The 21,242-nt window shown below is 60.7% G+C and carries 19 protein-coding genes; 8 read left to right on the plus strand and 11 right to left on the minus strand.

The genetic code is table 11. The features are described 5' to 3' along the window. Nucleotides 1–153 precede the first annotated feature (153 nt). Entirely contained in the window at nt 154–639 is a 486-nt protein-coding gene (gene bcp, locus BP858_RS03055) for a thioredoxin-dependent thiol peroxidase (protein WP_048104991.1), read from the plus strand. 8 nt (nt 640–647) lie between these two features. On the opposite strand, the gene BP858_RS03060 is transcribed toward bcp, so the two are convergent. Continuing rightward, complete coding sequence (locus BP858_RS03060; RefSeq protein ID WP_286878813.1) at nt 648–1,304, minus strand: hypothetical protein; 657 nt, start codon at nt 1,302–1,304, stop codon at nt 648–650. 13 nt (nt 1,305–1,317) lie between these two features. On the opposite strand from BP858_RS03060, the gene BP858_RS03065 reads away from it, so the two are divergent. After that, complete coding sequence (locus tag BP858_RS03065) at nt 1,318–1,443, plus strand: hypothetical protein (RefSeq protein ID WP_286878814.1); 126 nt, start codon at nt 1,318–1,320, stop codon at nt 1,441–1,443. Nucleotides 1,444–1,497: 54 nt separating this feature from the next. Here BP858_RS03065 and BP858_RS03070 read toward each other — a convergent pair whose 3' ends face one another. The 3 genes from BP858_RS03070 to BP858_RS03080 form a co-directional block, all read right to left on the minus strand. Further along, entirely contained in the window at nt 1,498–4,146 is a 2,649-nt protein-coding gene (locus BP858_RS03070) for a DEAD/DEAH box helicase family protein (protein ID WP_286878815.1), read from the minus strand. Nucleotides 4,147–4,315: 169 nt separating this feature from the next. After that, nucleotides 4,316–4,759, minus strand: coding sequence for a HEAT repeat domain-containing protein (locus tag BP858_RS03075; RefSeq protein WP_286878816.1), 444 nt, complete (start codon nt 4,757–4,759; stop codon nt 4,316–4,318). A 373-nt stretch (nt 4,760–5,132) separates the two neighbouring features. Then, nucleotides 5,133–5,312: a hypothetical protein gene (locus BP858_RS03080; protein ID WP_214166058.1), complete on the minus strand. Its 180-nt coding sequence runs from the start codon at nt 5,310–5,312 to the stop codon at nt 5,133–5,135. Nucleotides 5,313–5,857: 545 nt separating this feature from the next. On the opposite strand from BP858_RS03080, the gene BP858_RS03085 reads away from it, so the two are divergent. Then, nucleotides 5,858–6,145 (plus strand): hypothetical protein, encoded by a 288-nt coding sequence (locus BP858_RS03085; RefSeq protein WP_074175882.1) that lies wholly within the window; start codon nt 5,858–5,860, stop codon nt 6,143–6,145. Between the two features lie 51 nt (nt 6,146–6,196). On the opposite strand, the gene BP858_RS03090 is transcribed toward BP858_RS03085, so the two are convergent. Together BP858_RS03090 and BP858_RS03095 are read right to left on the minus strand one after the other, a co-directional pair. Beyond that, a complete protein-coding gene (locus BP858_RS03090; protein ID WP_074175883.1) occupies nt 6,197–6,406 on the minus strand; it encodes a TOBE domain-containing protein in 210 nt (69 codons plus the stop codon). Between the two features lie 229 nt (nt 6,407–6,635). Continuing rightward, entirely contained in the window at nt 6,636–7,217 is a 582-nt protein-coding gene (locus tag BP858_RS03095; protein WP_074175884.1) for a hypothetical protein, read from the minus strand. 451 nt (nt 7,218–7,668) lie between these two features. On the opposite strand from BP858_RS03095, the gene BP858_RS03100 reads away from it, so the two are divergent. From BP858_RS03100 to BP858_RS03115, 4 genes are all read left to right on the plus strand, one after another. Next, entirely contained in the window at nt 7,669–8,319 is a 651-nt protein-coding gene (locus BP858_RS03100; RefSeq protein ID WP_214166057.1) for a TasA family protein, read from the plus strand. A 415-nt stretch (nt 8,320–8,734) separates the two neighbouring features. After that, nucleotides 8,735–9,328, plus strand: a complete 594-nt coding sequence (locus BP858_RS03105; RefSeq protein ID WP_074174825.1) for a hypothetical protein — start codon at nt 8,735–8,737, stop codon at nt 9,326–9,328. After that, the gene (locus BP858_RS03110) at nt 9,325–10,314 is read left to right on the plus strand and encodes a signal peptidase I (RefSeq protein WP_286878818.1); all 990 of its coding nucleotides are present in this window, start codon (nt 9,325–9,327) and stop codon (nt 10,312–10,314) included. The genes BP858_RS03105 and BP858_RS03110 overlap by 4 nt, the downstream gene beginning before the upstream one ends. An 82-nt stretch (nt 10,315–10,396) precedes the next feature. Further along, nucleotides 10,397–11,329, plus strand: a complete 933-nt coding sequence (locus BP858_RS03115) for a DUF5305 domain-containing protein (RefSeq protein ID WP_286878819.1) — start codon at nt 10,397–10,399, stop codon at nt 11,327–11,329. Nucleotides 11,330–11,409: 80 nt separating this feature from the next. On the opposite strand, the gene BP858_RS03120 is transcribed toward BP858_RS03115, so the two are convergent. From BP858_RS03120 to BP858_RS03130, 3 genes are all read right to left on the minus strand, one after another. Further along, nucleotides 11,410–14,319, minus strand: coding sequence for a HEAT repeat domain-containing protein (locus BP858_RS03120; protein ID WP_286878820.1), 2,910 nt, complete (start codon nt 14,317–14,319; stop codon nt 11,410–11,412). Between the two features lie 69 nt (nt 14,320–14,388). After that, entirely contained in the window at nt 14,389–14,757 is a 369-nt protein-coding gene (locus tag BP858_RS03125; RefSeq protein ID WP_062261531.1) for a response regulator, read from the minus strand. 1,085 nt (nt 14,758–15,842) lie between these two features. Beyond that, the gene (locus BP858_RS03130) at nt 15,843–16,757 is read right to left on the minus strand and encodes a DNA adenine methylase (RefSeq protein WP_394339373.1); all 915 of its coding nucleotides are present in this window, start codon (nt 16,755–16,757) and stop codon (nt 15,843–15,845) included. A gap of 217 nt (nt 16,758–16,974) precedes the next feature. Between BP858_RS03130 and BP858_RS03135 the strand changes: the two genes are divergently transcribed. Then, nucleotides 16,975–18,606 (plus strand): hypothetical protein, encoded by a 1,632-nt coding sequence (locus tag BP858_RS03135; protein ID WP_074174819.1) that lies wholly within the window; start codon nt 16,975–16,977, stop codon nt 18,604–18,606. Nucleotides 18,607–18,670: 64 nt separating this feature from the next. Here BP858_RS03135 and BP858_RS03140 read toward each other — a convergent pair whose 3' ends face one another. Continuing rightward, nucleotides 18,671–19,702, minus strand: a complete 1,032-nt coding sequence (locus BP858_RS03140; protein ID WP_214166053.1) for a DUF1786 domain-containing protein — start codon at nt 19,700–19,702, stop codon at nt 18,671–18,673. A gap of 79 nt (nt 19,703–19,781) precedes the next feature. Beyond that, a partial coding sequence (gene nrdD, locus BP858_RS03145; protein WP_286878821.1) for an anaerobic ribonucleoside-triphosphate reductase occupies nt 19,782–21,242 on the minus strand: 1,461 nt, incomplete at its 5' end.

The raw sequence follows: 21,242 nt of genomic DNA on the forward strand, positions 1-21,242 counted from the left end.
ACCGCCCCCCTGCCCGCGGAGGCTTCTTCACCCGGCAGACGGCCTGTTTGGCTGCCGGCGTATCCGGAAGCGCTCTCTCCGACTCACCTGCAGGAATAGATATCCATGATCGTTCCGGCATTCTTTTATCCTCACTGATGAGAGTCAGTGATTATGAGCGAACTCCAGGAAGGCATGCCGGCACCCGACTTCTGCCTCCCCGACGCAGACGAACGGACGGTCTGCCTCGCAGAACTGCGGGGTGCCTATGTGGTCGTCTACTTCTATCCGAAGGATAACTCATCGGGGTGCACCCTCCAGGCCCGGTCCTTCTCCGATGAGATGGAGGCGTTTTCCCGTCAAAACACCCGGGTCTTTGGCATCAGCCCGGATTCGGTCAGGAGCCACAAGCGATTCACCGAGAAGCATGGCCTCACCGTCCGTCTCCTCTCGGACCCTGATCACGCAGTTATCGAGGCGTATGGCGCCTGGGTCCCGAAGAAGATGTACGGCAGGGAGTACATGGGCGTCGAGCGGAGCACCTTCATCATCGACCCCGAGGGAAGGGTTGCCGCCGTGTGGCGGAAGGTGAAGGTGAAAGAACATGTGGCCGTGGTGATGGCGAGGCTCGAAGAACTCAGAGCGGGTGGTGCCGCCTGAGGCGCGGGTCATTCTTCGGGGCAGGCAAGTTCGCAGGCCCGGCAGTGGTCGATCCGCGCCCTGCCTGAGGCTTTATCGGCGTCCATCCGCGCCATGCACCGCCCCCGGCTGTACCTGCCGGCGGCAAAGGCGTCCATCGGGCAGGCCCTGATGCAGTACCCCGCACAGCCGGCACAGGGGGAGTCCTGCCGAGAAGGAATCTTGCCGGGGAAGGTCAGGTCCACCCACACCGCCCGGAACCGGACCCTCGGTCCGTAGCCCGGGACGAGGACGAGGTTGTTCCTCCCCATGCTCCCGATGCCTGCCATGCATGCCGCATCCTTGAGGTAGATGCCGCCGTCCTCGAGCTGGTAGGGGATGACCCGGGTCCTGATGCCGTAGTTCTCCTGCAGCCAGTGGGCGAGGTCTCTCCCGATCCCCGCGAGGATCCGGTCCCCGGGTGTTCCCCGCCCCTCTTCCCAGAGGTCGAGTTCGGGATGCTCCGGGTCATGGTAGAGGCCGAGGACGATGTAGGTCCCCCGGTCAGTCGTTGATCCCTGGTACCCGTCCGCGACTGCTGAAGGGCAGTCCGTGAGCCTTGCGGCAGGGACAGCGCCCGCCACGTTGGCCCCGAGTTCCCGTGCTCGCTCGAGGGCTATCCTGATGATCTCAGAGTCGCCCGGCATTGCAGGTACGGTGATGGGGCGGGAGGTGAAGAAGGATCCGGTTGTCTGGACTATGGAGGTATCTTCATCGCTCCGATGTGGCGTGAATGCGGAACCGGTCGAGCGGGTGCTGGAGAAGGTGAAATGGGCGGCGGGGTGATCCCATCTCGAAATATCACTGAGTGATACCGGTCGAAGAGATGTCCCCTCCAGATCAGTGTCCTTCTCGCAATTTTCCAAGAGCCCGTTTAACCGCTGCCTTCACAGCCGGATCCCGATCTCTCTGCGCTTTCATAAGAGCCAACCGCGCTCGCGGGTCGCCGATCGTACCCAGTGCATCAGCAGCGCTCTTCCGTATCTCGCGGTCCGGATCCCGCAGGCATCCCGCGAGGGGATAGACCGATCTCTGGTCTTTGATGACTCCTAACATTCGGATGATACGCACCTTCGTTCTCTTATCCGTGCTCGTCAGTTCCGAAATAAGCGGTTCGACCGCAGGGGAGCCGATATCCATCAATTTCTGAGCGGTTCTGTCCTGCTCCCCTCGGTCCTTCCCAAACTTGAGCGCCGCGATGAGTTCTGCAACCCTTCGATCTGTCGCATCTGCTGTGTATTCCGGGATGTCTATCGTTGGAATCTCCAGCGGTCTTACCGGCAGAGATGAAGTTTGTACATCCCATTTCCCCACAAGGAGCAGGGATCGCAACGTTTTCGGATCCCTCCCGGATATGATAAGAGGCCAGCGGAGGCTCGATACATTGTTCATCGGGTCGTCGCCGTAAGCCCGCCGGAGCAGGGAGAGCCATTGCTCATCCGTGATGGCACCCGATCGAGGTTCAAGAAGTTTGATCAACCGCTTCCGCGCTTCGCCTCTGATCGAATCGACGATGTTCCTGATATTAATCGTCCCAAAGTCGTCGGTGAGAATGCAATCCCGGGTCTTGTAGTAGGACCGCACGACCTCCTCCGACTGCTTCTCGAGTCCGAGGATCTCGCTGTTCTCCGGATCATAGAGTTCCAGCGCAATGCCGAGTTTCAGGGCAATGTCCTGGATCCAGGCGAGGTCGTTTTGATAGGAGAACGAGTCCTCGGCCGCAACGAAGTTTCGCGGGAGGGCGACAAAGTGGTGGAACATGGGTTTCTTATCAGGTCTGTTTCGCAGTATCCGCCCCATTCTCTGGACGAACTGCAGTTTGGTCTTTGCTGACGCGACGTTGATCCCGATCTCGGCGTCGGGGACGTCGATACCTTCATCAAGCATCTTCGGCGCGATGAGCACCCCGGTCGTGCAGTTCCGGAACGCGGTGAGGGTTCGCTTGACGTCATCCTGACGCAGGCCTGAGTGGACGCGGTACGCATTCACGGAACCCTTCACTGACCCGTAGATCCGCTCACAGGTATCGATATCCATCGAGAAGACGACACACTTCTTCTGGTTCCCGAGCTGCTTGACGAGATCGATCGCCTGCTCCATCTTGGGAGCCGAGCGGTGGATGATCAACCGCCGCCTGTAGATCAGGCCGATCAACTTCTGCCACTCTTCCGGAACCTCGTTCTCCGAATACCGGGATCCGCGCATGAGTTTCACGAAATCCGCCAGGCTTTCGAACCGGTTGAATTTGTGCCCGGACAGGACCCCGATGAGTCTCGGGTCGTTTGCATTGATTTGGTTGAGCAGTCTATTGATACGCTCAGAGATTTCCCTGAACTCTTCGTCTTCTGCGATGTCGAGGAAGGTCTTGTGAACGTAGAGTTTGAAATCCGGCACGATCCCCTGCTCGCGGGCTTCTTTGAGCGTGAACGTGTAGACGGTTTTTCCGAGGTGCCGGTCGAGAACCTGCCCCCGTTCGGCGCCTTCAACCGTTGCCGAAAGCCCCATCTTCCACCTGCACGGGAGATCGAGCGCTTTTCGGAACTGCAGGCCTGCTCCGTGGTGGACTTCGTCGACGATGAGGAGGTCCGTTGCGTATGCCCCGGGATTCTTGTAGACCGTCTGGAGCGTGTTGAACTCGATGACGAACGTATTGCCGTAACTGAGCGGGATCTTGTAGTCCCCGTTCGGGTCGCCCACGAACCCCAGTTTCTCGATGGCTTCCCGCCGCCACTGGTCGAGCAGCGCCCTTGAGTGGGCGAGAACGAGCACCCGCAGGGAGCCATACAGTGTGAAGAGTTTCTGTGCAGCGGCGAGGCCGACCATCGTCTTTCCTGTCGCAGTGGCCATCTCAAGAATCCCTTTTCCACCGCTCTTCAGCCAGGCCTCTAACGCTATCTTCTGGTGGTCCCAGAGCGTATAGAGGAGCATCGGTTGTGTAGCGAGTCTGGAGAGTTTCGTATCCGAACGGGACAGGTGACCCGTGAACTCCTTCAGCCGCCCCGATTCCGCCAACCGGGTGAAGAGCTCCATTGCGAAGACCGAACTTCCGACCGAGAAGAGGTAGGCGATCTCGTCGATCATGGCGGGCTGCATCTGCAGTTCCAGGGCGATCTTTTTCAGGATCTGGATCTTCTGGCTCTCGGGGTATGGGTGGAGGGCGTTGACCGACCTGACCCGGAACGCAGTGAACTCTTCTGCTACCTTTCGAAACGCCTCAACGTCCCTCATCCGCTCCCCGACAACCCGGTATGCGGCGCCGGCGACCCACTCTTCGAGGTCCGTGTAGTGTCCGTCGTTCGGGTCGAGCCGGAGGACGAACCTGCTGTCTTTGTGATACCGGTTGTCGTAGTAGTTCAGCAGTTCTTCGTCCGCGATGCCGAGTGCTGCAGCCTGCGGTAAGGGATCGAGGGTGTTTGCCTTGAAGTAGTCGAAGGTAAACCTCTCGGGGTGCGCCAGAAATTCAATCTCATCCTGACGGAGTCGTTTCATGGGCTATGCTCGCAGTTCGTGCCTGCTGTAGATCAGAGGGATGCCGGACTCCCGTTACGGCCGGCGGGGGAATATACAGGGTGTTCTGATGAACCGCTTTGAGCATAAAGTTTCGCCAGCGGGTAGTCCTCTGCAGTCGACATTTGAGGATAGGGCACAATATGAGTTGTTATTCTACCCTGTCGGATGACGGCCGTGATTGCATGGCGTTTTGCTTCATCTGTTGCGAGTTGATCGATTCGATCGCTCTTCGGGCATATCTCCGGAAGTCCATGTCCTGATGATCGAGAGAGGACATTAGCAGTCCAATGACTTGCGGATCGCCTCTCTTCCCGAGGGCCTGGATGGCGCTGAGTCGTTCTGATCTCCGCCTGTTTTTTAGAGAGGCGATCACGATGAGTTCCCAAATATCTTTCCGGGGATACTGGTGGATAGGGTCGGCCTTCTGCTCACGCCTCGTACTTGATCTCTTCCTGGGCTTTTTAGAGGCCGTTACGCCCGATCTACGTGTTTTCTGCACCCCAAACACGTTCCGCTTTCCCTTTCGCTTCAACTTGGCTCCATTATGGAGGCACTGTGGGCACTTGAAGGAGCCGAAGATCGTTTTCATCATATTTGCTCCGTGACACCGCGGGCACTCTGTCATATCTGCACTCCAGAGTGCCCTCCTAGTCATTGGGAGTTAAATAGGTTGCCACTCGTGAACCCGACTGACAGGGGGCTATTTCTGTCCAGAGGATGGGGTGTTTGTGTTGGCAAATCCCCGCTCACCGGCTCACCAGCGCCGGCAGTCGCCTGCCGTGTGCCTTTTGGTATCTCTCCTTCAGGGCCCCCTCAGCAGTTCCCGGATGATCGTCGACGACCATCCATCCGTACTGCAGCTCCCACCCGGAAGAGAGGAGTGGTGTCTTGGAGACTGGCACGAGGTTGGTATAGAGTCAGAGGGAACCCCTCACCGCACTCCCCTCTGGTTCCACCCCCGCCCCTCACTTCTTCCGATAGACATTCAACCCGATCTTGATCGCCTCATGCCCCGGCACCACGACATTCCCCTCGGTGGAGGCGATCGTGATCGACTTCCCTGACTTCGACTCCCCAAAATCCTTCGTGAGGTCGACCCTGATGACAAGGGTATCCCCGTCCAGTTGCATATCGACGTTCTTCATCTTCGATAACTCCGGTTTGGTGATTCAGAGGTCTGGACGCCATCGCCAATGAACCTGCCGGAAGAGCGGGATCTCCCGCCTCCCACCTCTTCACCCGCTCGCAGAGGAAAGACCAGCCAACGGCGCTCTCCGGCCCGGATGAATGAGAGCCTCTTCCCCCCTTGAGGATGGACAGACCCCCAGCGCAGAGGAGATGACCGTGACCAGGAAAAACGTGCTCTCCTGCCTCCGGGATGAGGTGCGAGCAAGCGCCCGCCCCGGAAGAGCTTGAGGGCCGGGGATACCGCATCTCGTTACCAGCCCGCGAAATACAGCATAACATGACCCCGGAGGCAACCGCGAGAGACCTCCTCTCCCCGACTGAATGGGTATTCCGGTTCTCCATCGGACTGCCATGCTCACGAATCGTGGATTGGCTCCCGGCTGCGAACCCCCCCTGCAACGCAGACCGCAAACTGCGATACCTTGTTATCCTCCGGGCGACCATACCGATCACAGAAGACCCGGTCTGTTCCGCCTTCGAAACTGCACAGGAGAATCTACGTATGTCCACCCCATATGCTGACCCGGTATCCCCGTATCCGCACTGGCAGCGGATGATCTATCACCTCCCGCGTCCGGTGACTGAAGAAGACGTCGCTGCTTTTGTCCGGAACCAGGACCTCTACCGCAGGGAGACCGATGCAGGAGAGGTTCAGATCATCCATAAATTCGGCATCGTCGAGATCAACTGCCTTATCGGTGAACGGACGATAGAGGTCTGGTTCGCTCCCGGGAAAAGTGCCGTCGCAGCAACGTACGTCGACGCCCTCCTCGCCACGCGATTCCCCTGAGACCCCGCAGGGTAAAAGAGAGAATGTTGCCCTATTGGGGGTACGAACCGCTCAGTCCTTACCAATCGTGACCTCGGAGGCCTTTATCAGGGCATAGACCTCGGATCCTTCTCTCAGGTTCATCTTCTCGGCCGAGTAGGTCGTGATGACCGAGACGATCTCGATTCCTCCGGGGAGGGCGACCGTCACCTCGCTGTTCACGGGGCCTTTCTTGATCAGTTTGATGGTTCCTTTCAGCTGGTTTCTCGAACTCACTTCCATGCAATCACCGATGTAAATCGTCTCGATACGGACATAATAACCTTGTGATGGCTTTGCCGGATTGCACGACTCCCCTGCGGCCTCGCTTAGAATATGGATGCGCAGCCAGCCGTCCGGAGTCCGGAGGAGAGTGATCCCTGTGCCAGGAGATGACGAGGTAGCGGACCAAGGCAGCTAACATCCCCACGCACCCCGGGGCTGACGCATCACCATCCCGACAACCGTTGATTCACGCAACGTCCCGTGCGACCGGCGACCCCCCCACACCCCGCAGAGACGGCTCACCGCACCCCCTCTCCTCTGTACCACTCCCGCACCAACCGGGCATAGCATCCCTCACAGATCCCCGCCTGCACCCTCGCCGGCCGCAGACATAACAGGACTCGTCCTTTGCCTCCGGGAGAGCGAGTAATCGCGGAGGTTGATGTCTGCAGCAGGTGCGATCACTCGTCCGGTCGTCATCCAGCCAGCCAGAGGCACCGTTGCTCCAGGCCCGGCAGATCTCGTGGTCAAACATGAAGAACCGCTCCCGGCAGCGGCCGTCCCCCTCGGCACGGAGAAGAGCGAACCCCGTCCTGATATCGTCAAGGAGCCTTGACGGCGATGCATAGCCGAAGAGATGCCTGGAGATGCACCCGTAGACCACGAGCAGGGTATAGTCCTGCCGGCAGTTGACGTAGACCGGGACGACCCCCCGGGTGGTCGATTCGAGGGGACCAGAAGGGCCCGGGTGTCCCGGATTTCGGGAAGGATACGGGCACCGGAACGAGAGGGAGAGGTTAATCTCACAGCACTCCCGGATATTCAGCAATTATTATAAAAAGAATTCCTCCCTCCGGATACCCAGCAGATCCCCTCTTTGGAAAAAGAGGTGCCGCACCCTCACCGCTTCATCAGATAAAAGGATTTCCAAATGATTCTCTAAGCCCTAAAAATCGCACAAAACCGCCTTCCAGCATCGACTGGCCTTCCGGTAACTAAGCAGAATTGGCGGCATAATCCCTGAAGCGTTCCAGAATCTATGAATGGATTCTGGTAAACGATATATAGACACAGGCGTATCCAGTTAGTTACTGTTCTTGATATATCTATAGATCGTTCTACGAAACGCTCTTAGCAATCGCTGAAAGCGAAAAATCCTTCGAAAGATATATTTAAATAGTTGATTATGTCAGTGGTGGATGCGGGGTCGGAAACGGGCTCACCCTGTAGCAGGATAAGCCCAAAGGTGGCCTCGCAGAGAGTAGTTGAGGTAGATGAAAATGAAAGGATATATCGTCAGCATCCTGATCGTAGGGCTTGCCCTCGGCGGGATGGGACTTGGAACGTTTGCCTGGTTTACTGACACGGAGACTGTGGAAGCGAACGAAATCACGACTGGCGAGGTCGACTTGGTGGTATCGACCAATATATTTGGTCAGAAAAAACCGATGATTGTCACTAACCTCGTTCCCAGTAAGGACACCTGGACTGATGCGGGTTTGATTTTCCTCTATAACAAGGGGACTGTTCCCCTGAAGTGGCAGGGACACTTTGTCAAAACCGGGGGAGACCTTGTGATGGACGAAAAACTCCAGTTCCGGTTTACGAGGCTTTTGGGGAAGAATTACCAGACCGAATGGGAAATTCCCGACGATTTAAAGATCTCTGAATCCGAGAATATGCTCGAGGAAGCCACCAGCGAGATTGACTACAAATGGACCACGATTTCCAGCGCCGACAACACTGTTCTGAACTCGGGCAATCTCGGGGGTACGCTAGGATGTCGTGAGCTGCGGATTTTCAAGGTCCAAGTAAAGCTGGATGAGAACGCAGGGAATTGCTACGCAGGGAAGACGGCAAAATTCAACGTAGTCTTCGACGCCACGCAGACCGACAACCCCGGTTGGTCGGAGACCTCCCCAACCCAGTGAACATCTGAAAACTCTATACTACACCACCAACCATGAACAACAAGCGAGTGAGAAGGGATGACTGCGGAGCCTCTACAGCCATCGCTACGCGTCTCCCCTCCTCCTTCGCCTCTTGCTGGAAACCGACCGCAGTCGTCGGCATGGAGGGCATCACCAGTGACGAACCTCTGGTGCCCCCTCCGGCGAATGCCGGTGGCACCGTCGCGCTCAGACCGCAGTGGAATGAGAACCTGCCTGGAAAATTCCGGATAGTGCTCTTCAGAGATGATGAAGTGGTCCGGAACCCAGGCAGAAATCCATCTGACCTCGTTCCATGCGGGAGCAGCGGTGCGTGTCGTTCATTCGAGCTGCAGCAACGTGATCTATTCCGTGACCTGCTGCTCTTCGCCCACGAACACCCCAGGAGCTGTGAGCGATGAACAAGGTATACGTATCTCTGGTAATTATCTGTTGCGCCGGTGTGCTCCTCCTGCTCGCAGACGTCGCCCCGGCCGGAGCGTGGTTCACCGATACCGAGGTGATCGAAGGGATCACCATCACCACCGGCTCGTGGAGCAACGCCGACGACCTGGTGATAACCGCGGAACAGCCTCTCCTCAAGCCACCGGCAGGCAACCATGCAAAGACCGTCCTCTCCGGCATCACCATCAGCAACACCGGCCCGGCTGCGCTCGCGATCACGGGCATCAGGGTCTCCTGGAGCCCCGACGACGGCGAGATGATCGGTGAGGCGGCGTTTACCCGCGGAAAGGGAGGGAAAGCCCCTCGTGCGGGGCCGCACGGGTCCGAACCAGAACTTGCCGGTGGTGAAGGGTTCACAGTCTTCTGGTCGGGAGAAGCGGCGTCCGACCAGCTACTCGAGGGGCAGGCTCTGCTCACACCGGCAACCCGGAACGATCCCGCACGGGGGATCCTGCTCTCATTTGACTCGAACATGGAAGGGAAGAGCGTTGTATGCACCGTCGTCCTGGACGACGGGGGCGAGAAGGAGGTCAGGCTGGAGGTATGATCCGGGTCGGTCGAATCCGGGGAAAGATCATAGTCATCCTTGGTCTTGTGATCCTGGCGGGGACCCTCCTCTTCGCCTGGCATGATGCGATGATCATGGTCGTCCTGAGCGGGAGCATGACACCGCTCATGCTCCCAGGCGACGTCATCATCGTTCGCCCCACAGAGCCGGATAACGTCAGGGTCGGGGACGTCATCGTCTTCCAGCATCCCGGACAGGACGACCGCACGGTCATCACCCACCGGGTAACCGGTATCGATACAGACACCGGCCAGTATTCAACCAGGGGAGATGCAAACGACGCTCCCGACCCCTTCTCTGTCTCAGGAGAGGACATCATCGGCAAACCGGCATTCCTCATCCCGTTCATCGGGTTTGCATCAGAGATGAAGAGACAGGTCATCCTTCTGATGGTAATCCTCCCTTCCCTGGCACTGGCCATCCTCGAAACGAGAACGATCATGCGTGAGACCCAGACCCCCCGCCGGTCGTCCCGGGAGAGTCCGGTGCCGAAGGGACAGGTCTTTGCAATTCACCACGCCCGCCTGATCCTCCTCTTCGCAGCCACCCTGGCGGTCTTCCTCCTGCTCGCCCTGCCCTCCATCACCGGCATACAGACCTGCAGCCCCGGCATCCAGGGCCAGCACCTGACGATAGAGGGCAGGGGTCTGGTTCCGGAACTCTACATGGTCTGCACGGATGAAGCGGGGGGAATCCCTGCCTACGGGGTTGTGCAGCCCGGTGAAACAGTCTCAGTCCCGAACGCCGGGACGGGGCCGGACCGCACCGTAGCCAGAGCCCCATACCTCCTTCCGGCATTCTGGTTTGTGGGACTCGCCGGACTGAACCCCTATCTGCCGGTCCTCTCTCTTGCAATCCTGCCGGGAGCCCTTCTGACGCTCGTCCTGCACCCGCTCTGGACAAAGAGAAAATTTGTGAAATCACGCCGTAAAAGGAGGCTTGTTGAACGTGTACTTGAGAATTAAAAGACTTCAATCGCTGACTTCCGAGAAGTTTACGCTGATACTGCCGATCGTTATTGTATGTCTCATTGTATCGGGATTTTTTGTGTACTCGAGCTTCTATATGCCGGAGTACAGGGATGTAGCCGTCGAGACCCCCTGGTATACCGTCGATAGCCGGTATGAGTATCAGGCGGTCGTCTCAGAAGAAAACCCGCTCTGGCCGGTCGGCACCACACTGACAGACAACCCGGTCTATTTCTTTGCGGCAGCCCCGGAGTTGCAGACGACGTTCACCTTCCTTGTTGAAGGGGAGGACGTTGACCTCAACGTTGTCACGCATACGGTGGCAGTTCTCTCGATGAAGGACCCGGAGACGACCTACTGGAGCAAAGAGGTGGTGATTGCCGAGCGTGCAGGGCCGCTGCAGTCGGGAGCGTTTCAGAACTCCCTTACCCTGAACATCGAGGATATGCAGGAGCGCCTGAATGAGATTAAGGAGGCCCTGGGCTTTCAGCGAGGGAACCCTGTCATCGAGATCGTCACCACGACCGTGTTTAGCGGAACGGTTGACGGTAAGCAGGTCGATGAGAGCCGGGCGTACCTGATGCCGATCACCCTGGGGCAGGGCCACTATGCCATATCCGACAAACTTGATACCACCGAGGTGATCACCGCCCGCGAGATGCAGACGACTGAGATCTATCCCCCCGCCCCCCAGCAGTATGCTGCAGTAGTTCTCCTGCTGGTCTCGGTGGGTATGCTCTTCTGGGTCATACTCTCACGGTTCCGGCACGCCGAGACCTCCGCCGGTATGCTGCAGGCGCTGGAGCAGGAAGCAGCGCATGCCCGGTATCGCGACTGGATGAGCCAGGGCAGGTTCGACCACAGTATCGGGGCGCACAGGATTGAGCTCGGTTCTCTAGAAGATATCATCAGCGCGGCTGTTGATATGAACCAGCGCGTCATCTACGATAGCGATGAAAAGATCTACTTCTTCATCCACGATAGCATCCTGTACGTTCACAATCTGGCGTAACCGCTCCCCGCTGAAAGTGGGGAGGCGTCCAGATTTTTGCATCCTCCTCGCCGGCCCCCGAATCGTAGTGCCCGCAAACCTCACCGATCCGGAGAAGGAGGGACCGGCCCCTCGCCGTCTCTCCTCAGTATCTTCTCCTCGATGAGGCTTGCCGCCTTCATCGCGGCATAGACCCCCTTGACCTGGAGGTCCCCGCCCTTCCTCATCGCCGCCCTGATCGACCGGACCGTCCCGGCATCTCCGAGTCTTTCGAGAGCCGCCACCGCCCCGTCCTGGATCTCACGGTCCGTATCGAAGAGAGCATCGATCAACGTGCTCTCTGCCCGCTTCCCGAGCGCAACAACCTCATCCCATCTCCTGCCGGCGATCAGCACCGTCGCATACTCCTCCGGCAGGCCCGGTCGCCATCCCATCGCTCCAAGTGCGAGAACTGCCTCCCGCTGGACAGAGAAACTGCCGGCCCGGAGGAGCGGGAGAAGCCTTGATACGGCCTCGTCCTCCCCCAACAGCGACTTCAGGGCAGTGATGGCGTTCCCCCGGACAGCCGGATCTGCGTCTCTCAGGAAGAGGGATATACGCGACCCCCAGTAGCCGACCAGCTCCAGCAGCGATTCCATTGCAGCCGACTTCACCCCCGGATGCGCATCGTTGAGAGCAACGAGCAGGGCGCGTACCGCATCATCATCCTCAAAATTGCCGAGGACCGTGACGGCAAGCGTGCGGCTGCCCGGGTCCGGGCTCTTCACCAGCTCGGTGAGCGGGAGGACCGCACCCCGCGGTTTCAGGACCGAAAGCGCTTCGGCAGCCCGCCGCTTCACCTCGAATACCGGGTCCTCAAGCGCAACAACCAGGGATCCGAAGGCCTTGTGGTCACCGAGCATTCCAAGAGAGAGCGCCGCACGCCCGCGGATCTCTGCATCAGGATCGCGTAGTGCGTTCATCAGCGGCCAAACCCCGCGGAGATCCCCCAGGTTCCCGAGCGCCTCCGCAGCCTTGACCCGGACCCGCATATCAGCATCCGGGTTGTTGAGCACCCCAATAAAATGCTGCAGACCCGGAACGTCCTCGTGCACCGCCGCAACACCCCCCTTCCCGCCGCCGGACGCCGTATCCGCCTCCCGGTCCTCCTGCAGGGTCTGCTCTTCAGGAAGAGCCGGCCGTATCCTGCCCTGCAGGCCGCCGGGGAGCAGTGCCGGTTTATCGCTCTCCTGCTCTCTTGCAGGGTCGGCCAGGAGACCCAGACGCTGGATCTCCTCCCACTCCTCCTTTGCAATAAGATAGGCCAGTTGTTCCCCGGGGTCGACCGGTCTCCAGCCGATTCTCTCAAGCGCCCGTGCAGCCGCCTTCCTCACCCCGGTATCGGGATCTTCAAAGAGCCTGGTGAGCGGCTGGACCGCGGCTCCCACCCTCCGCCTGCCGACCTGCCGGGCCGCCTCCCGCCGTACCCCGGCATCCGGATCCCCGAGCGCCCTGATAAGGAGGGGGTCGGTTTTTCGGCCGGAGTACGGACGGACCGCCCGCACCGCCTCAAACCGGACAGTGGGATCCGGGTCCTGGAAGAACGGGAGCAGGGCAGGGAGCACCCGGACATCCCTGATCCGGCCCATGGCCCGTATGGCGCTGAGACGGACATCCGGACTCTCGTCGCCGGACGCTTCGATGATGGCGGCAACGGCCCGCCTGGATCCGATCCTCCCAAGCGCGGCAACAGAATCGCGGCTGAGGTCCGGGTTGCCGGTTCTGTACGCCCGGATGAGAGGATCCACCGCCTCTTCATCACGGAGCTCGCCGAGCGCGAGCGCGGCAGAAGACGCGACGCGCCCATCCGTATCCTCCAGCGCCGCAACGAGCGGGCCGACCGCCTGCCTGTCCCCGCCATCGCCCAGGATCGAGGCAGCCCGCCACCTGATATCGGGGTCCGGGTTTTTGAGCAGCCCGACCAGGGCATCGGTCGCCGGGCTGCCGATGGCCCTGAGCGCCTTTGCGATGCTCGTCCTCTCCGCACCCCGCCGCTCGGTGAGCTCCCGGGCGAGAGGCCCAACACCGTGCCTCTTGAGCCGCACAAGACCAACCCAGTCGTCGTTCGCGCTCAGGAACAGGACCTTATGGTAGAGGCTCCGGGGCTCCCATCCCAGGCGCCTGAGTGCCCCTGCCGCGACCTTCCGGGTGCCCAGATGCGGGCTCTCGAGCCCGTGGACTAGGGCCTGTCTTGATTCCGGATTCCCGATCTCCGCAAGCGCGGCGGCCGCCTCATAGGTGACGCACTCCTCAGGGTCGTCAAGGGCTTTGCGGAGGGGGCCGACAGCGTGCCGGCTCCTCGTTGTACCAAGGATCCGTGCAGCGTGCATCCTGACATCAAAATATCCGTCATCCAGCGCCCAGACCAGAACATCCGCAAGCGCTCTCCTGTAACGCGACACCTCACCCCAGTCTCTTCGCGCAAACGCGAGGGCGCCCCGCTCCCGGTCATCGGCCGGTCTCCACCCGCACATCTCCAGGGACTCGGCCACCTTCGACCTGACACCCGAGTGCCGGTCAAGCAGCATCTCCCGCAGCACTCTGGCAGCGTGCCTGCCCCCGATGCCCCCGAGCGCCCAGATTGCCGCGATCTTCACGTCGTAGTCGGGATCCACCAGGAAGGGGATGAGATGCGTCGTCGCACGCTGATCCCGGATCCTCCCGAGCGCCCAGACCACCTGGAGCCGCACGGTATCGTCGGGGTCGGTGAGGAACGGGATGAGCGCTTCCGTTGCCCGGGCGTCGCCGATAGAACCGAGCGCCTCCACAGCCTTCCACCTGACATCCGGGTCAGGGTCGGCCAGCGCCCGGATGAGGGGATCGATTGCACGCGGGTCGCGCAACTCCCCAAGGCCGCCCGCCGCCATCCATCGTGTATTCTTATCCTCGCTCCCGAGCGCCGCTATCAGGCCACCGAGATCCCTCTTCGAAACGAGCCTGCCAATATCGGCGGGGATGAGACGAAACGGCATCAGAGCCCACCCCCGGCAAAGAACCCCGCCGGTAGGGGCCCACAATCCTTTCCGGTAGATGACACGCTTTCACGCCCCAAGATGGTTTTTGAGGGTCTCTCTCAGCAGCGTAGGTTCGACGGGTTTGGTGACGACCCCGACAATCTCATCCTTGTAGGGGGCGAGCTCTTCCTCGGTCAGTCTCCAGGCCGAGCAGATCACCACCGGGATCTCCAGGGCTCCGGGGATCTTTCTCCGTTCATTCAGGAACCCTGAACCGTCCATAGGCGACATCATGAGGTCGAGGAGTATCAGCGAAGGCGGGTCTTCTGAGAGTATCCTGAGCCCCTCCCTGGGATCATTTACCGGGATGGGTGAGTAGCCAAACGATTCTATGAGCAGTTCGGAGATTCGAAGGACATTGTCGTTGTCGTCGATGATCATTACTTTCTTTGCCATACCAGGTACCTATCTCTTTGATCCTCGTCGGCGTCGAGCAACCGCGGTCCTGCAGGAGAACAGAACCGGTTAACTGGTTATCTGTAGGGGGAATTTTTATAGTTACCCATATGCGGCGGCAGACCCGGGGGAAGGGCTCGACGAAAGGGCGGTGAAGGGAGAGGTTGCAGTCAGAAAGGTGCAGAGTGCCTTAGTGCACCATTCCACCCTACCTTGAGAGTGCGTGGGGGTGATCGCCGGTCTCTCGCGCTCTCGCGCGAAGGGGACTATACCGTCCGGCAACCAAACTTCGCGTCCTTCGCGCGAGAGCGCGAGAGAATTCATGGGGCAGAGCAAGAGGCTGTACGCAGGAACGCGGAGTATCCACTAGTGGACCGTTTCACCTTATGGTGCGGGTCCTGATGCGGGGCGAGCGATCGCCACCTCACGCGAAGACGCGAAGAACGCGAAGGGGACTCTGCCGCCCAGCAACCGAACTTCGCGGCTTCGCGCCCTTCGCGTGAGATGGTATTGCATGGACAATATTAGATGAAATGATACACTAGCTCACCCGGGCAGTGGACCGGGGTGGCTATCACCCCCTTCCCGCACAAACCGGAGCCAGGGCACGATAGAACAGACCAGGGCAGCCTCCCGATCGCCAACCCGGGGAGGTCTTCCTGGAAAATTTAGGTGAAAACGTCGATGAGGCCGCGTTCGGCCACAGGCTCAACCAATGAAAATCCTGAAGGGCGATTCACCGCTGGTATGCCGATTTGGGGAACGCACCAATATGAACCCTGTTTCTGATTCTAATGTGATTTTTATGTGAATGCTCCATTAGTGCATCGAGACATCTTCTTTTGCGGGTGTGAGGCAGATCGCCGCCTCTCGCGTTGCCGCGAAGGGGAGACGCTGGGGGTAACAACCCCACGGCCTTCGCGTAGCCTCATGTTGCACGGATGAAAACAGCCGGTCGCGCAGGGAGTCCCCATGCCCCTCTCCCGGTGGACCCTATGGGTTCTCAGGCATTCCGCGAAGCGTGCCTGCCCGAGGACGTGATCCAACCAAAGCCCGGGGGCCTTCTTGCGCACGCATCACCCCGGTCAATAATTCGTGACGATGATCTCGTAGATCTCGCCCCGTTTCGCCCCGTCACAGTTGATCGTCCTCTTTGCGGGAACCCGGTCGATCTGGTAGCCGGCATAGAGGGTATCAAAGAAATCATCGCCAGGGTCGATGTTCCTGGGGTCAGAGTTGCTCAGCATCAGCCTTGCACCGGCGGCGTCGCACCGTGTATAAAACTCTGCCAGGCGCTTCTGGTCCTCGTCGGTGAACCCGCCCTTTGCATACTGCGTAAACGACGACGTCTGGTTCAGGGGCCGGTAGGGAGGGTCGAAGTATACGAAGGTATCCTCCGATATCCAGGGCTCGGAGAGCATAAAATCGCCCAGGTGGATCGTCGTGTTCTGGAGCACGGCAGAATCGGCCCTGAGCAGGTCTTCGTAGAGGATCCGCGGGTTTCTGTACCTGCCGAACGGGACATTAAACTCACCGCGGGAGTTTACCCGGTAAAGACCGTTAAAACACGTCCGGTTGAGAAAGATGAGCTGGCCCGCCCGTTCTATCCAGTCCCTGCTGTAGCGATCATAGTCGATGGCCCCCCTCCGTGAGTTGAAGAGGTCCCGCATGGCATAGTAGTATTCTTCCCGCACGGAAGCGCTCTTTGCGAGGAACTCGCCGGATACCTCGTCCAGGTAGTCGATGAGTCCTGAGACATCGTTCTTCACGACGTTGTAGGCGAGGACCAGTTCCTCGTTGACATCGAACAGGTGGCATTCACGGAGATCAAAGAGGCTGTTGAGGTGGAAATAGACCGCCCCTCCGCCGACGAAGGGTTCGACAAAGACCGGGAGGTTCCCCTCTCTAAGGTCCTCCGGAACCCGCCTGGTGAATTCATCAAGCAGTTGCGTCTTTCCGCCCGCCCACTTGAGGAACGGTCGTGCGATGGGTGCTGCCACTGGTCTAAAACGTTTGTTCTGGGACATTTTAGTTATTACCCGCATCCTCGGGCCCATACCCCGACAACGCCCGCCCGTCCATAACTTATTTATACCGACAGTCCTCCCATAGGACTCCCATGAACGGTGGATCCAGGCAAACGGAGAAGCCTGCACCGCCTGCAGCAGAATCAGGAGCCGGTCTCTGCAACGATCACGGATTCTGGGGGGGAGGGGTTTGAGGCGCCCGATCATCGCATACGCGATAGTAGTGCTCTGTATCGTCACGCTCGCCCTTCTCGCTCTCCCAACAGCAGGGGAGGCTGCCCCGCAGGAGACGCCGGAACTCCCCACAGCACCGGCCGGGAGCACCGCGGTGACCCCGACGCCGGACCAAGGAGCGGCTGGTCTCTGGAGCAAGCGCATCATCCAGACCGGGGCCGCGCCTGATGATGCGGCCGGAAAAGAGAAGTCGGTCACCGCGAAGGTGCCGGCTACCCCCACCGCACCGAATGAGACTGAGGCAGTCGAGCCCGAAGAGACCCCCACACCCACCATATCGAAAGAAAAGAACGTAACGAAGAGTAAACCTGCCCTGGTGACCTGGGGGATAACGCCGGACCAAAACGCTACAGAGACCGGAGAGCCTGCCACGGAGACGGCCACAGCCATCGAGGGGACCGATGATGACGGGACAGAAGAGACGCCGACCTCAAACGCCACTCCTGAACAGACCGTGATGAAGAACGCGTCCACCGATAACGGTGAGACGGCGCTGACCTCAAACACGACTGTCGGGGAGTCCACCACAGTGACGCCCACAGCCACCGAGGAAGAGGAGGATGAGGGGACCGACGATGATGGCGGGACAGAGGCGACGCCGACCATGGAGAAGGACGTTCCACCCCGGCCGGGCGCGACACTGGCAAGATCGCACAAGTCCCACCACCGCCCGCTGGTCCTGAGCACCCACCAGGTCGTCAGCCCCAAAACGACCTACACCCCCGGTGAGAACCGGACCACAGTGGCGCCGGCAACCGTTGTGCCGCGTGACGGCCTGATCGTCAGCGGCGTCGGGGTGCTCCTCGACCGGACCCCGGAGGACGTCGCCCTCACCAGGAACGGGGTAGAGATAGCAAACCTGGACTGGCTGCTCGACACCGCCATGCACCTTGGCGGCCGGCACCCCAGGGTGGCGCTTGAGGGGGAGACGTTCACCGTCACCGTGACGGTCGAGGCCAGGAACGTGACGCTCGCGGGAGAGGACCCGGCCTACGTCGTCCTGGTGCCACCGCCAGGCGAGACCGGGGTCTACGAGATCACGCGGACCAGCGAGCCCGGGGAACTCCGCGACGGGGAGCGGGCCGTCTGGGAGTTCTCGGTCCTCACCCGCACCGGGAGGCTGACGCTCGAAGACCTCACCCTCAACGAGGAGCGGCAGATCACCAACCTGACAACGAACCCCGAGTTCTTCTCCTTCCGGGCCTATGCTCTTGCCGGCGACCAGGAGCACCCGTCGGTGGGGCTCTCAGACCCGGTGATCGCCATCCGGCCTGCCGGGGACGGGGACGTGGCCGGGGAGTCGCCCCTCCCCGCGCTCTACACGCTTGTGGGCATCCATAACTCGACGCTCCTCCCGTCTGAGACGATCCCGGGTGCGTGGATGCGGGATATCGGTCACGACCAGATCGTTACCGAAGCGGCCGGGCACCTCGATGCCCTGAAAAGCCTCGGGAGGGACGAACTGACGACCCTCTATGCCGAAGAAGAGATGGACGGGACGGAAGCGCCGGCCGCGGCGTCATCGCCGCTCGACCTGGTCGTGGAGTTCTTCAGCGATCTCCTTGGGTGGCTCAGCGGGGAGGCATAGCCGTGCCGGTGGGATATTGAGGGGATCTCGCGCGTGAAGGGGGAGAACCGGGAACCCCGGCCCCTCACCGCTCCCGGAACACCCTCCAGAGGTACGCGAGCCCGAAGCACCCCGAGAGCATCATGTCTCCGAAGGGCGCCGCCTGGTAGGCCTCCGGCATCAGCCGGAGCCGGTTTGGACCCGTGATGACCACGGTATCGGTGACGAGCGGCTTCCTGACCGCCGCCCCATGGCCGCCGTCATCAAAGACCTCTTCTGACGTCAGCGTGCCGTCGGCGAGCTTCCAGATATAGTGCTGCAGCCGTTTCGAGTCGAGCGAGCCGGTATGGTGCTCGAAGAGCCCGTAGATCTCGCGGCCCTTCAGGGCGAAACAGAGGGTGTGGCCGTTCCCGGCGTTGACGAGGATGATCCCCTCCTTCGCCCGCTGCCGCACCCTCGCATCGCAGAGCGCCCCGATGAGCGCGACCGGCCCGGTATCGGTGACGAGCGCCCCCGGCGCCTGTTTCCTGACCGCCTGCATTCTGGTCATATCAGCAAGCGGGGGGTCCGCGACGAGCGAGAGGAGGTCCCAGTCCCCGGTATCCAGCTGCTCGCGCATCAGTTCGAACCGGTGGATACGGTTGCTCCGGTGCGGCGAGTAGCCGTGGTCCTGGACCGCGACCGCGACGTTCTCCGGGTACTCGACGCCGAAGAGGGAGAGCGCTTTCCTGATCTCAGGCTCCATGTAGTCGGTGGTATGGACGGTCACCGCGTCATCGGGAGCTGTGGCCCGGATCTCGACCCCCATCGCCCGCACACGCTCAAGATCGTCGTGAAGGGTTCCGGCAGCACCGGGCGTGGCATAGACCGGGAGACCCTGCGCAAGGTGCTTTCGTATCGCGCCGGTGTTTGCGCCGCCGCCCATCAGGAACCCGTCCAGGAAGACCGGGCGCCCGGCCCTGGTCGCCTGCCGGATTCGCTCAGCCGCCACCACGGTCGGGGAGGGAAGGACCAGTTTGATGCTGTTCTCGATCGGCCGGCCGGGCTCGTAGACCAGGATATCCTGGGTGCCCCTGCCGACATCGATCGCCAGGAGTGGAGTCTTGAGATCGATCATAGGTAACCTCGCACGCCGCCGTCCTCACGACAGTTACTATCAGAATCTCCCCGCAGGGCCAAAAAAGGTATGATACCGGTCAGGCGTCCGCCCGGTCTGCCGCCGGGGACGTTCCGGCCGCCTTCCCGGGCTCCTCATGCCTCGGCCTGAGCTCCCGGTACTCCTTGAGGGAGACCGTGAGATCCCGGGTGAAGGCGAAGTAGCCGATCTGGGTTGTCCGGCAGAGGTTCATCGCCATCTCCATCAGCCCCCTGGGGTCAGGCCGCGCCTCCCCAAGCCAGATGTGGAAGATGTTCCCGCCGTCCACGATCGGGAAGAAGACGTGCTCGATCTCGATCCGCTTCGTGAGCGGGACCGGGGCCGCCGGGGTGACATGGGTCCCGTTCGTGTAGTATATGGGGAGGTCGAGCGTCGTGCCGAGCATATCGAGCGCCGCATCAGCGTCGCCCTTGACGACCTTGATCGCGTGGTCCCTGAACCGCTCGTCGAGGAGGTCGGCGACCGCGAACCGCTGGCCGGTCGTCTCCGCCGGGGTACGGGCAAGCGCGATCGTCATGTTGTGCTTCGCCGAGAGTTCACGGGCGTACATCTCGAGTTCCGTCATGGCCCGGACGGCAAGGCGGAACGCATCCTTCGACTCGTGGAGTTGGTGGCCGGTGAAGTGCTGGACCATCTCGTTGACGCCGACCACGCCGATGGTGTAGACGAGCCCCTCGAGGTCCACGGCGACCGCACCGCGCTCGCCGGTGTTCGGGTCCTTCGGGCGCTGCATCGCAAACGGCATCCGCCCGTTTGTCCGGATCAGCGACATCCAGCGCCGCTTGATGCGGTAGAGCTCGACGGCGGTGTCCATGAGCGCCTTCAGTTCGGCAAAGAGCCGTTCCTGGTCGCCCTCCGCCTTATACGCCGCTCGCGGGCAGTTGATGGACATCACCTGCCAGGAACCCATCGAGAAGTGCTTCCCCTCCCGGAAGTAGAGTTTGTCCTCAAACTCGTCGTCCTCGTTTGCAAGCGACGAGAACTGGTAGGCACAACAGTTCCCGGTCACGATGCCGAGCGCGTTTGCGAAGGTATGGGTGCCGGCGACATCGACGAGGTCGTAGACGTAGCCGTCGTCGCATGGCACCGGCTCGATCGAGCGGATACGGAGCGGGTGGACGTCGCCCCGGGTGATCTGCCTCGCGGCGGGCGGGAGGAAGAGCGATACCTGAATCCCCTCAAGCTCGCCGGCGCTGTACCTGCCGGCGCACGCGAGGGCGGTGCACCCAAAAGCCTGCCCGCTCTCCGGGAGGTGCGTGAAGGCCCCGCCGGTCTGCCTCCCAAGCGGCACCTCGGCGCTGTACCCGGTCTCTGCGTGGAACCGGTCGATCTGGTCCTGGGCCGTGATCCTGCAGATATAGGCCTTCTCGGGGGCATCGGCCCTCCGGACCGTCGCCTCCCGCTCGGCGTAACTCATCTGGACGCCGATCTCCCCTGCCAGCCAGACCAGTCTCCGGGCAGCGTCCGGGGAGGCCGTCTTCAGCCTGATGCTCCGGGCACG

The organism is Methanoculleus sp. UBA413, assembly GCF_002502935.1.
GTDB lineage: Archaea > Halobacteriota > Methanomicrobia > Methanomicrobiales > Methanoculleaceae > Methanoculleus > Methanoculleus bourgensis.